The 13,060-nt window shown below is 53.6% G+C and carries 10 protein-coding genes and 1 pseudogene; 4 read left to right on the plus strand and 7 right to left on the minus strand.

Annotated elements, in window-relative coordinates; all coding sequences use genetic code 11:
- Position 1: 1 nt before the first annotated feature.
- On the minus strand, positions 2-3,076 hold the full coding sequence (locus tag INT12_RS01830; protein WP_193040837.1) for a BPTD_3080 family restriction endonuclease: 3,075 nt from the start codon (positions 3,074-3,076) through the stop codon (positions 2-4).
- Between the two features lie 732 nt (positions 3,077-3,808).
- Positions 3,809-4,567, minus strand: coding sequence for an SDR family NAD(P)-dependent oxidoreductase (locus tag INT12_RS01835; protein ID WP_193040836.1), 759 nt, complete (start codon positions 4,565-4,567; stop codon positions 3,809-3,811).
- A gap of 168 nt (positions 4,568-4,735) precedes the next feature.
- Here INT12_RS01835 and INT12_RS01840 point away from each other — a divergent pair, with 168 nt between their 5' ends.
- Positions 4,736-5,668, plus strand: coding sequence for a helix-turn-helix domain-containing protein (locus tag INT12_RS01840; RefSeq protein WP_226925943.1), 933 nt, complete (start codon positions 4,736-4,738; stop codon positions 5,666-5,668).
- A 97-nt stretch (positions 5,669-5,765) separates the two neighbouring features.
- Here INT12_RS01840 and INT12_RS01845 read toward each other — a convergent pair.
- The 5 genes and pseudogenes from INT12_RS01845 to INT12_RS01865 form a co-directional block, all read right to left on the minus strand.
- Positions 5,766-6,362 (minus strand): annotated as a pseudogene (locus INT12_RS01845) (IS66 family transposase); the annotation flags it as partial.
- A gap of 149 nt (positions 6,363-6,511) precedes the next feature.
- Positions 6,512-7,159: an amino acid ABC transporter permease gene (locus INT12_RS01850; protein ID WP_017847364.1), complete on the minus strand. Its 648-nt coding sequence runs from the start codon at positions 7,157-7,159 to the stop codon at positions 6,512-6,514.
- 1 nt (position 7,160) lies between these two features.
- Positions 7,161-7,841, minus strand: coding sequence for an amino acid ABC transporter permease (locus tag INT12_RS01855; protein ID WP_104904431.1), 681 nt, complete (start codon positions 7,839-7,841; stop codon positions 7,161-7,163).
- 2 nt (positions 7,842-7,843) lie between these two features.
- Positions 7,844-8,620 (minus strand): amino acid ABC transporter ATP-binding protein, encoded by a 777-nt coding sequence (locus INT12_RS01860; RefSeq protein ID WP_017847362.1) that lies wholly within the window; start codon positions 8,618-8,620, stop codon positions 7,844-7,846.
- 45 nt (positions 8,621-8,665) lie between these two features.
- Entirely contained in the window at positions 8,666-9,631 is a 966-nt protein-coding gene (locus INT12_RS01865; RefSeq protein ID WP_017847361.1) for a substrate-binding periplasmic protein, read from the minus strand.
- 239 nt (positions 9,632-9,870) lie between these two features.
- On the opposite strand from INT12_RS01865, the gene INT12_RS01870 reads away from it, so the two are divergent.
- The 3 genes from INT12_RS01870 to INT12_RS01880 are packed head-to-tail and all read left to right on the plus strand — an operon-like array spanning position 9,871 to position 12,914.
- Positions 9,871-11,289: a PLP-dependent aminotransferase family protein gene (locus tag INT12_RS01870; protein WP_017847360.1), complete on the plus strand. Its 1,419-nt coding sequence runs from the start codon at positions 9,871-9,873 to the stop codon at positions 11,287-11,289.
- A gap of 4 nt (positions 11,290-11,293) precedes the next feature.
- Complete coding sequence (locus INT12_RS01875; protein WP_193040835.1) at positions 11,294-12,538, plus strand: NAD(P)/FAD-dependent oxidoreductase; 1,245 nt, start codon at positions 11,294-11,296, stop codon at positions 12,536-12,538.
- A 25-nt stretch (positions 12,539-12,563) separates the two neighbouring features.
- A complete protein-coding gene (locus INT12_RS01880) occupies positions 12,564-12,914 on the plus strand; it encodes a RidA family protein (RefSeq protein WP_104904427.1) in 351 nt (116 codons plus the stop codon).
- Positions 12,915-13,060 lie beyond the last annotated feature (146 nt).

Here is a 13,060-nt window from a genome sequence, read left to right on the forward strand (position 1 = left end):
CTTACGCAACCGACTTGGCGGTGACGCGATTGATCATTTTGTTGAATTCACTTTCGACTTTTTTGGCAAAGTCATCATGCATCTGAAACACGTCGGTGAATTCAGCGAAGGCCCAGCGACCGAAACTGTTCAGATTGTTCACTCCGGGGATCCAATAGGTCTCCATCGTCGATTTTTTCTCCTTGGCATCCTCGCCACGGTAACCTTTGATCTCGACAATCAGGTTGAGTGGATCATCCTGCCCGCTACCATCATCGACATGCACAATGAAATCTGGACGGTATTTACGCGATTCTGATGCGTAGCGATATGGCACTTCCAGCCCTAGATTATGGTTCTTCACATAGGCAATCACTTTGGGGTGTGCCTCGGCCACTCGGCAAAATTCGGCCTCCCAATCACTATCGAGAATGACCCAATTAAGCTGGCAGCGAGTGGACTTGGTTTCCCAGCGGTCTGTCTTAGAGGTGGTGAAGTTGACATGTGCTGTCGAGCCGGTCGGGTTGTAGGGATCTAAAACTGCCTTGATAGGCCGCTTCCCTTGCTCTGCTCTGGTAATAGCTGCGGTGATGCGCTCGCAAGCTATATCAGCCAGCGCCTGGTACATCAGCAGTCCGGGATAGGTATCACCCTTGCAAACTAGGCATGTGTCCAGCCATTCCTTGGCAATGCGCTTAAGTTGCCCGAACAAGTGCAGCTTTGGTTCCTCACCCGGATCGCGCCATTTGGTGTAGAGCAAACGTTCGGTGAGGTGGAAGAGTAAACTGGACCTTCGCATATCACGTATATGCTCAAGGCTCAAATCCACAGTCTCTCCAATGATGCCGGAGTTTTGGGTGATTGAGGGTCCGACAATAGCTGGAGTGAGCTCAAATATGGAGTCGTCGTTGAAATGAGCGGTTAGACGTTCATCAGGTAGTTCGACGCGGTAACCGGCTACCCGCGGGAACTGGATTTCTAGCGATTCTCGCTGTGGTAACACAGCCTTCACTTGGATGGTCTCTCGGGGAGATTGCGGTGGAGCAATCACCGGTTTGGCCGTAAAGTCGAAAGGGATGCCAAGCACATCGGCATATTCCACATCGAAAAGTCCATCCTCGTTGAGGTCGTAAGACTGCCTACGTAGTGCGCGACCAATGACCTGCTCGCAGAGCAGCTGAGTGCCAAATGCGCGCACACCCAGAACGTGGGTTACTGTATTCGCGTCCCACCCTTCCGTAAGCATTGATACCGATACTACGCAACGTATTGACTCACCTAATTGTCCAGCCTTACCTACAGTATTCATCACTTCACGCAGTAAAGTGGCGTCGTCAATATCCCTACCCGCACGAATATGGTTGGCAAGTTCGCCACCACGCTCAAGCGCATCTCGCTTGAAGCGTTCAATTTCGTCGGCAGCGAGCTCACGGAAATTTTTATCCAACGCCTCACCTGACTCCAACTGCTGACTGTCAATCAGCAAGGTATTCGGACGAGCCAACTGGTTATCGTTTTCATCGTAATTACGGAATAACGCCAGTCGGCCATTCTCGATGTTCGATGAGCCATCCTCATTTTCGCGCACGAATCCGGAAATGTAGTCGTAGACAAGTTTGGAGGTGGCCGTGTTATTGCAGACGACAATAAAGCACGGGGGCACCTTGATGCCGGCCTTGCTCCAGAGGTGATAAGTTTTCTCGTAGTGACCGTAGAGCGCCTGTAGAGCGGTCTGCAGCTCCACAGGTATGCTGAGAGGATCAAGTGACTTGCTCTGCCCTCGCCCTTTCTTAGGCATTTTCTTGCCGATGTGATCCCACAATTTACGAAACATGGGCATTTCATTACCGGGAATATTCTCCGCCACCGGAACCCTGGGTAGCTTAACGATGCCGCATTCGATGGCATCCATCAGAGAAAAATCGCTCATAGTCCAAGGGAACAGCGTACCCTCTACATAACCGGAACCGCTGAGAAAGAACGGTGTGGCGGACAGATCGAACACACGCCTCACTCCAAGCATGCGATTGACTGCTTCTAAGCCAGAGATCCAGAGACGTGCTGCTTCCTTGTTTTGCTCTGCCTCTTTTTTCTCATCACCTGAAAGATCTTCTTCGTCATTGCCTCCGGGCTTTTCACGATAGCAGTGATGCGCTTCATCGTTGATGACGATGATGTTTTTCATCCCCATCAATTCAGGAATAACGCGCTGCAGCATCTGGCCTTCGGTTTCGAGCAAATTAAGCTCATCCCCCCCTCTTCCCTGCAGCAGTAAACGCCCTCCCTTCGACAGCTCCACTCTTTCGCGCAGCTTGAAAGCGTGATAGTTGGAGATCACGATTTTGGCCTTGTGAAGGTCCTCCAGCATATCCGCAGGCACCAATTCACGGTTTTGGTAATAACTCTCCGGATCGTTTGGCATCAGCACCCGCAGGCGGTCACGTATGGTGATACCTGGGGCCACAAGTAGAAATCCACGGGTGAACTTCTTGCTGCCTGGCTTGCGTACTGCATTGATGGTCTGCCATGCAATCAACATGGCCATTACCGTGGTTTTACCTGCGCCGGTAGCTAGCTTAAGAGCGAGACGCATCAGCTCCGGGTTAGCTTCACGATTGGTGCTGTCCAAATGATCAAGGAAGCGATGACCAGCCTTTCCTAGCTGCGGAGCGACTTCAGTAAGCCATATGGCGGTCTCCACCGCTTCGACCTGGCAGAAGAACGGACGTACACCGGCAAAATCATGCTGACGCCAATGTTGGAGCAGACGGGCAGTTTCAGGAGTTACTCGCCAGTCAGTCGGGCTGGGGATGCGGCGCCATTTATCCACTTCCTCTCGCACGGCATTAATGACTGCTGTGTGATCGTACTGCTGATCATTAGAAGTCAAACCCAGGCCCTCATCAAAGAGCAGACCCGCTTGGGTAGGTATCCCTTTTAGCTTTTTAGGCTTAGGGATTGGCGTAATGAATTCAGCTCGACGGCGCTTTTCAATAGTTTTCTGGGTGGGCTGACCGGAGTTATCCAGCTCCCAGTGACGACTGGGGTAGTCATATGGGGAGTTAAGGATGGGCTGCTCAAAAAAAGGATTGTTCACGGTGCCTCAGGCTCCCCTGCCAGATTGTTGCTGCAACAATTTCGCTAGGAGAGCTTACGTATCTCTCCCAGCCCATATCCGTATCAAGCTAGACAAGTACAGCCTTAACAAGGCTAGGTCGATTTATCGAGCGAGTGTGAGCAAGCAGACCTCAATTGGCAACCGCTAAGTTCTTGGATTTTTTAGAGTAAATTTGGCGGCATATCGCGATAAGTCTGAGCCCTACTAGCGCCGTGACAGAGGCGCCGGCTCCCTGATTTGTGCCCGCCAAGGATGAGTATAAGACTGGTTCCAAGCTGGGATGGAAATGTGCCAGGTATAGACCAGCATCATGCGCAAATTTTGCGTTGATCAAGGAGCACTATGACCCGGCAGTACCTAAAGAATGCACGGTTCGAACGTTAAATTTTACCCGGCACCGTCAAGCCGAGCGCTTTTCGGCTCCAGATGATGAGATGATTCGCAGAGATGACGCCCAGTATTCCAATTGGTATTCCAACTAAAATTTGGAATATTTTTTTTCAATATAAATCAATAACTTATATATATGATTCAGATTACCCCGGCATCCACGGATGTCTTTTTTTGTGCCTGAAACCCAGTAAATACGCCGGATAGTAACCGTCTGGGCAAGGCCCCTTTTGTCGTTGATGCGACCAGATCAACCAATCACATGAACAGGATCGCAGGCCCAGTCGGTCAACACGGTGTAAGTGACAGAAATAGGCCCTATCAGGCTCCGGCGGGGACGCTCATCCCTCCATCCGCCATGACGACGGCGCCCAAAATATAAGATGCCCGCTCTGAGGCTAGAAACGCGACGACTTCAGCGATTTCCTCGGGCTGAGCGGCACGTTTGATCGGCGTCTTTTCACCATGCTGGGCAAGGAACCCAGGGCCGTCTTCAACAACATCGTTGAGGATATTGGTCACAACATCTCCGGAGCCGACTGCATTGACGCGTATACCGTAGTCAATGACCTCCAGGGCCAACGTGCGAGTCAGCTGGGCCAGCGCACCTTTTGAAGCGGTATAAGCCGCAATCGTAGGGAACGCCTGGTAAGCCGCATAGGACGCGATGTTGACAATGGCACCCGTTCGATTCGGGATCATCGCCTTTATGGCTTCCCGAGCATGTAAAAATGCCGCCGTGACATTGACGGCCTGGATACGCTCCCAATCATCGCGAGTCATGTCCACGACCAATTTGTTTATGATGATTCCGGCGTTATTGACCAATATATCCAGACGGCCAAAGTGTGCTATCGCTGTCGCCACTGCTGTTTCGGCAGCGCCATCTTCAGTGATATCCGCAATCAGTGGAACTAGGCCCGGCCGGGCGAGTTGCTCGACTGTCGGACTTTTGTCTTCAGCTACCACTTTAGCCCCGCGCTCATGCAGCATCAGGGCGACAGCCCGGCCAATCCCACTCGCTGCACCGGTCACCAGAACCACCCGACCTTCGAATTCACCACATGTATCAACCGTCATCTTTCTCTCCAGAGAAGGCATCCAGCTGCAACAACTGCTGCTGTAGACGACGACACCTTCTCCCATTCTTTCGCGCGGATCTGCCGCACTTTTGCCGGGCTGTCGGGATTTTGCTTTTAGTCGCCTGGACTCGCTACTCTGTCGACCCATCACCCGCGAAAACATGCCATGGCAACGCTTGGCCAACCATCCCGTTCAGATCATCATGAGCGGATTCCCGCCCATAAAATGCCGGACTACCTACCCGCTACGGCCCATCAGCCTTTTGGCCAAAGTTTGAACTCGCAGGTGCAGGTACAGATATTCAGACATCGAACCACCCAGCAGAGTCTGATGATTCCTGCTGTCGCAGAACCTCTGCTTGTTCTGATCGTTTCAGGTGCTGCCGTCATAGAAGAGCGCATTGGGAACGAAGAGTGGACGGCCACCCCTGTCGCTGCTGGCGACTTTTTTCTGACAACGTCGCCCCTCCCCTATGAAATGCGATGGCAAACAGAAAGCGATGGGGGCTTTGAAGTGATGCATGTCTATCTCAGCCAGCATCTGCTGGATCTTGCCGCGCGGGATATTGTTTCGTGTCCCGACGGAGTCCAGCGGCTACGAGAGGTGTCCGGCGAACGAGATCCCGAAGTTACGGGGCTGATGAGATCCCTCTATCACGAAGTGACTTCAAACCCGCAAGCCAGCTCTCTGTACCTACAAGGCGTAGGCCAAGCGCTTGCTGTGCATTTGGCCCGACGCTATGGCGACGGCAGCGAACCGTCCAAACGTATGAACGCCTTACCGGCCTACAAACTCCATAAGGCCATTGCGACCCTGCAAACAGGGATGGGCAGTGCATTCAGCCTGGACAGACTGGCATCCGAAGCAGGCATGAGCGTTTCGCACTTCAGTCGCCTGTTCAAGAAAGCAACAGGACGGAGCCCATCCCAGTACTTTATTCATCTGCGGATGGAAACGGCGCGGGAGCTGCTTCTGGAATCCGACCTCAGCATCCTGAACGTCGCCCTTGAGGTTGGCTATGCCAGCCCAAGTTATTTCGCTCAATTGTTCAGACGTCATACCGGCATAACGCCGCGTGAATACCGTCATCGGAGTTAAGTTCAGGTGCGCTGGTATGGACGGCCTACACCAAGCATCCGTTGTTGGCCTTGCGCGATTAAGCCTGATGCCACTTATGCGGAAGCAGTTGCTCGATTTAACTCGCTCGCTGCGTCGGCAGGCGCGTGAGAACATCTTTCAGATAGGCTTACGGATCATGACCATTCAGCCGCGCAGACTGGATCAAGCTCATGATCGCCGCAGCCCGTTTTCCGCTGCGTAGCGACCCGGCGAAGAGCGAGTTCTTGCGCCCAAGCGCCCATGGTCGGATCTGGCTCTCGGCCCAGTTATTGTCAATGGGGACGGCACCGTCATCAAGGTAGCGCGACAGCGCTGCCCAGCGTTTCAGGCTGTAATCCAGTGCCCTGCTGATAGCCGAACCTTCGGGCACGAGGTCGCGCACTTCGCTTTCGATTTCGTACAACAACTGGATGTAGCGCAGCGCCTGCTCGGCGATTTGGCTCTTATTAGTTGCGTGCAATTCGAAGAACTTGCGCCGGACATGGGCCATGCAGCCGATTTCGGTCACGCCGAGTTCGAAACTCGCCTTGTAACCGCCAAAGTCGTCGCAGACCAGTTTGCCTTTCCAGTTGTGCAGGAAGTTACGAGCATGCTCACCCGCGCGGCTGGGGCTGAAGTCGTAGACAACAGCAACTCTCGCAGGCTGTCGAATCGCCAGACTTGACCACCAATAGTGTGGACAAATTGAGCCATGTCTCAAATCCTCTTTGTTTCATGCCAGTCACGCAAAATGAGGTCCGTTGATAACCCGAACCCATTGAATCGACATGCATTTCAATTCGCCCAACTGCGGCTAAGCGAATATACAGGGAGGGATCGCTGTCAGCGCTTGCCCTTACGTTCCAGCAATCGAACGCCGAGAGACAGCGGGAAGCACAGGGCGAAATACATCGCGCCCACCAGGATGTAGGTCTCCAACGGCATGAAGTACACCGCGCTGAGATCTTGTGCCCTCAGCATCAGATCTGGAGCCGCGATCAGCGATGCGACAGAGGTGTCCTTCAAGAGCGAAATAGCGACGTTGCCAATGGGTGCGAGAACGATCCTGATCGCTTGAGGAAGTACGACCCACCTCATTACCTGCACCCGCGGCATCCCGATGGCCTTGGCTGCCTCCATCTGCCCCTTCGGCACCGCTTCCAGACCTGCACGGTAGATCTCTGCGAGGTATGCAGCAGCGTTCAATCCCAAGCCAATGATTGCTGCGACGAACGAGCTGAACTCGATCCCCACAGCCGTGAGGCTGAAGTAAATGATGAAAAGCTGTACCAGCGCGGGCGTTCCTCTGAAGACCTCGATATAGATTGAGGCAGCACGCCTCAGTGGAGCGCTTGATGAACGTCTGGCCAGGGCCAGGACCAGCCCTACAATCAACCCGATTACTAGCGCACCGATTGCCATTTGCAAGGTAGCGAGTGCGGCAGCCAGGAGCTCTACGTGGGTTGCATCCCACAGTTCGCCGTATCCCATCTCAATTCTCCTTGACGACTTTCAAGCGGCGCTCGGTGCGAGAGGCCCAATAGGCAATAAACAGGCTCAGCGCGAGGTAGATGATCGCCAGCAGAAAATAGATAAGGTTGGTTTGATAGGTTTCACTCACCAGCATTTTTGCCTTGAAGGTCATCTCTGGAACCGCCGCAGCGGATGCCAATGAGGTGTCCTTGAGCAGACCGATGGCAAAGTTCGCCATACCTGGAATGGAAATCTTGAAAGCCTGCGGCAGCACGATGATGCGCATCGCCATGCTGCGAGTCATTCCAATGGAATACGCCGCTTCGGCCTGCCCCTTGTCGATAGTCTTGATGCTGGACCTGAAAACCTCGGACAGAATCGCGGCTCCGTTCAGCCCGAACCCGATGATGGCGGCTCCGACGGCAGGTAATGTGATGCCTATGTAGGTAAGGCCGAAATACAGGATGAACAGCTGTGTCAGGATCGGGATATTCCGAAATATCTCCAAGTAGCAGCTTGCGAGAAATCCCAACGTGCGGTGGCGTGAAAGCCGCATCAACGCCAGGCAAAAACCTAGCACTGCGGCGACGACGAAAGCAGCCAGGGTCAGCCCGACGGTGGTCAATGCGCCTACGCCGAGCACGTTCAGAAAATACGGCAACATCTCGAGGGCTTTGCCGAAGGCACTGCTATCAACCATGATCAGTGCTCCTGAACCGCTCGAATGAACGAGCGAGTTCGCTCGATTTCGCAGTCATGGAAAATCTGCCGAGGCGGCCCCTGCTCGATGATGTTCCCATCGGCCATGAACACCACCTGATCAGAAACGCTTTCAGCAAAACGCATTTCATGAGTGACGATAATCATCGTCATCCCTTCATCCGCAAGACTTCGCATCACGTTCAGCACTTCACCGACCAACTCTGGGTCGAGCGCAGAAGTCGCCTCATCAAACAGCATCAGCTTGGGTCGCATTGCCAACGAGCGTGCGATTGCGATCCGTTGCTGCTGCCCACCAGAAAGCTGCTCTGGGTAGGCATCACGCTTGGCCAGCATGCCGACCTTCTTCAAAAGCTCTTCAGCATGAGCGACTGCGTCTCTCCTCTCGCGCTTCTGTACCTTCATGGGTCCGAGGATGATGTTCTCCAGGACTGTGAGGTGAGGAAACAAATTGAAGCGCTGGAAGACCATGCCCATCTCAGCACGCATCCGGGCCAGATCTTTGTCTCCCATGGGCACCTTGCGGTTACCCACGAGCCGCTGGCCGATCAGTTCGTTATCCAGGTAGATACTGCCCTGAGTGGGCTCCTCCAGATAATTGATGCAGCGAAGTAGCGTGGTCTTGCCAGACCCACTGGGGCCAATGAGCGAAATCTTCTGGCCCTGTTGCACGGTAAGGTCGATGCCTTTGAGTACGTTCAAACTGCCGAAGGATTTGTGTAATCCCTCGACGCGCACCAGTGGGTTCATTACAGCCATGAGCGTTATCCGTAAGTGATGAGGCCGGTGTTAAAGCAGCGCTGTTCAGGCAAAGGCTTGGCTAAAGTCGCGAGGTTCGTGCTTGAACGGTCCTATAACATTGCCTTTCTCATCTCGGTCTACACCCAGTCGACCATCTTTAGCCATCGGCACAAGGTAGTCGTCATTCTTGATGCCGTATTTGGCAAGAATAGGCTTGATCTGATTAGTAGACTTCACCCAGCGAAGACCTTGGTTTACGGCATCGAACAGGTCCTGGTTTTGCGGATGAATGCCCCAGATCGCCTCGAACTTGCCGGTCAAGGCTGGGTATTTTTCATCGAAAACGATAGGTACTTGCTTGAGCTTCAGGCTTGGGTCCTGAAGGATCATGTAGTCGATGGTTGGGGCGTCCAGCACAGCAAAGTCAAGGCGCCCGGCCCGGACATCACGAAGACAAGCATCAGTGCCGTCATACAACTTGACCTCTTTCACACCCGGTACTTTTTTCATGTCCGGGATCGAGAAGTAACCGGTATAGCTACCGATGGTACGGCCCTTCAGATCAGCCACGGTCATTGACGTAGTGAAAGGCTCCTCATCACGCATCAGCAGGTAGGCGCTCGTGTAGAAAACCGAGTCAGTCAGCAGCAAAATTTTCGACCGCATGGGGTTCCAGGCAAAGTTACCGCCGAACCAATCTGCACGACCAGAACGAACGGCCTCAACAACCGCAGGGAAGCCCATAGTCTGAACATCCAGCTTCAGCTCTAGTCGGTCAGCAATAACCTTAAGCAATTCAAGGTCAGTACCAATAGGAACCCCATCACGCACAGCGCCCAGGGGCATTTCCCCGAGACACGCGGCGGTCAGATAACCAGGGCGAATGGTCTTGATTGGCTCACCGGCAGCGAACACTTTGGACATGGGGCCCAAGGCGCCCAATGCGACGGCGGCCATAGAGCCATAGCCGGTGGCCTTAAGAAAACCGCGCCTGGAGAAGCCCTGCGTAACAAATTTTGAGTCAGACATAGATCACCTACTAAAAATGATGAGCTCGGCAGAGTGGGTTCGATTGTTACGGTGGTCTCGATCCAGGCTGGACGTAGCAGCCGATCTTTGTGTTCGCAACCATGACAAGCATTACAATATCCACCTTAAAGAGAGTTTTTTTGCTTGTCAACGGTCGTTTTATCGGATAAAAATCATTAAAACTTAGGTAATTGTCTCGCTCGTTGCATTACAAGCATGACAATCAGGGAAAACACACCGTGAATGCATCTAACCAATTGCTAGATGACCTGAAAGCCAGCGCCGCTTTGCAGCGCGGCAACAGTGAGACGCTATATAAGCAGCTTGCAGACGCTTTGGCGGACGCTATCGAGAGCGGCAAGGTGCAGCCGGGAGACCGCTTACCGCCGCACAGGGACTTCGCAAGCGTGCTTGGATTGAACATCACCACCGTGACCCGAGCCATGGCGGTACTTCAGCAGAAAGGACTGGTGCAGAGCCGGCCTGGTCGCGGAACCCAGGTATCACTTCCTCGCCATCCCGCAGCTCAATTCCAATCCGCGCCGAGCAATGACCCGGACACCATCGATCTGAGTGTCAACCGCCCCGCGACAATAGGATTCAATCGAGTTTTGGCAGCGCTACTGCCTCGACTCCACGCAGACCCGCGCTTCATCGACATGAAGGATTACCATCCTTCAGAAGGCCCCCTGTGGGCCCGCGAGGCTGCTGCCCAGTGGTTATGTCATACCGGCGTACCCGCAGAAGCATCACGAATGCTGATCGTCGAAGGCGCCCAGCATGGGATCGCGAACACCCTTAGAAGCCTGACGAATGCAGGCGATGTGGTGCTGGCCGATAGCGTGACCTATCAGGGTATTAACGCCCTGTGTCGGTCACTTGGTCTGGTTCTAATTGGCGTCGACGCTGATGCCAGGGGCATGTCACCAGAGGCCCTGAAAATCGCATGCGACGAATATGATCCGCGCCTTGTTTTTTTGGTCCCTTCAATTCAAAACCCAACAGCCATTACGTTGGACCTGGAGCGCAGGGAAGCACTCGCAGCGGTGATTCGAGAGACCAACCTTCTGGTGATCGAGGACGACGTATATCGCCCTTTGCTGGATAGCTCTCCACCTCCATTTGTGAGCCTGCTGCCTGATAGGACAATCTATATTTCCGCTCTATCAAAATGCATCGCGCCAGGGCTGCGGATGGGGTTTGTTCTTGCACCGCCGCAGTTGGTTCAGGACATATCGACGATGCAACGAATCGATTGCTGGAGCACATCTCCGTTGACATCGCTCATCGCAGCAAAATTGATCGAAGAAGGTCACGCGGAACAACTGGTTACCGAGCAAAAAGAAGAGCTACGCGAACGGCAGTCATTGCTCGCAGAGCATCTGGATGGCCTGGAATTTCAGAACAGCCCCACAGGCACCCATGCATGGCTCATTTTGCCTGAACCGTGGATTGGCTCACGCTTTGCGCTCCTGTGCCAGGAACGAGGGGTGATCTTGCTTGCAGGAGGAGCATTCACCCTGAGGTCCGAGCTTTCACCTCAAGCGGTGCGGATCAATATCTCGGCAGCCCTTTCCCGAGAGCACCTCGTTAAAGCTTTGAAGGTGATCAGCCAGCTCGCCCGGCAGGGTCACCTCTACATGCACAACCGGATCTGAACAGATGACACTGTCTATCAAAGGTGATGTGGCCGTCATTGGGGCCGGAATCGTTGGTGTTTCAACCGCCTTGTGGCTTCGACGCCAGGGCTACAAGGTTTTACTGCTCGAACGCGACTCCATCGCCTCGGGCGCTTCGTTTGGTAATGCGGGAACGTTGGCGCCTTATGGCGTGATGCCTATCGCTCAACCTTCGATACTGACATCACTGCCGTCACTATTGTTTTCATCCGAATCACCTTTCGTAATCAACTGGGCGCGGCTACCTAAGCTGATGCCATGGTTGCTTAGGTTTCTGAACGAATGCAGAAACTCTCGATTCGAGGCGAACTCAAAAGCTTTGCATCAGATTCTCCAGCACGTTTACACCGGTTATGCGCCACTCCTGGACAAATGCCCGGAAGCGAATCGTCGTCTGAGCCACAACGGATGCCTTTATAGCTACGGCACGGATGCTGGTTTTGCAGGAGCCCAGCAAGCCATTGAATGGCGCCGTGCCTTGGGAATTCCTCAGCAAGTACTCACTGCTTCAGAAGTCGATCAAATGGAGCCTGCACTGGGAGGCAAGTCTGTCGCAGGCCTAATGTTCCCAGACTCATCCCACATGAACGATCCCAAAGCGTTCATTGAGGCACTCGCAGCTCCTCTGGTCGCCGATGGCTCACTCATCAAAGCCACAATCACGGGAATAAAGTCGGGGGCAGACGGCGTGACGTTGTCCAGCGCCAGCGGTGAAACCTATAAGACAGACCGAATAGTTGTATGCAGTGGCGCGTGGTCTGCTTTGCTGGCCGCCCAACTGGGTGACCGTGTCCCACTGGATACAGAGCGTGGATATCACATCGAATTTGATATGGATCAGCCACTGCTCAGCAGACCCTGCTGCCCTGTCGAGAACGCATTTTATATGACACCGATGGAGGGCCGCCTGAGAGTCGCGGGTACTGTAGAACTAGGCTCAATCAACGACCCTGCGAACCCCAAAAGATTTGACTACCTGGAGCGCCACGCACGTCGGGTTATGGGCATCACAGCACCGGTGGCACGCCAATGGATTGGTTACCGCCCATCCCTTCCAGATTCCCTGCCGGTGATTGGGCCTTCGCCAAATGATCCCCGAGTGATTTATGCATTTGGCCATCAGCACCTTGGGTTAACTCTGGCAGGTGCAACTGGCGAGCTGGTTGCTCAATGCATTGCAGGAAAGGCTCCCGACTGGCTAGAGCATTTCTCGGTCAGCAGATTTTAACGATACATTCCATAGGAGAATTTTGATGAGCACCATCACGCGCCAACATACCAACAAGCGAATGAGCCAGATCGTGACGCATGGCGATACCGTGTATTTGGCAGGTCAGGTAGGCGATGAGCACGAATCAGTAGCGGACCAGACTCGTACAGCATTGTCTCGCGTCGATGCACTGTTAAAAGAAGCAGGTTCCTCGCGTGAGCACCTGCTGCAAGTGACCATTTGGTTGGCTGACATGGCTGACTTTGAAGCGATGAACGAAGTTTGGGACGCTTGGGTGCCCGACGGACATGCACCGGCACGAGCATGTGGCGAGGCAAAGCTGGCTAACTCGCGATTGCTGGTCGAACTGCTTGTCAGCGCCGCTAAAGCCTAAAACAAGGCAAAAACCGTAATCGTGCGAAAACGTCATTTTTTCACGCGGCTACGTGAAATCCGAGTCCAGCACCCTCTGCTCAAAACAGGGATTTCAATCTCAGACGTGTACTTTTCTGTCGTGAAAACCGAGACCGACTTTTTCAA

The sequence above is a fragment of the Pseudomonas sp. K8 genome (assembly GCF_014889455.1).
Taxonomy (GTDB): Bacteria; Pseudomonadota; Gammaproteobacteria; order Pseudomonadales; family Pseudomonadaceae; genus Aquipseudomonas; species Aquipseudomonas veronii.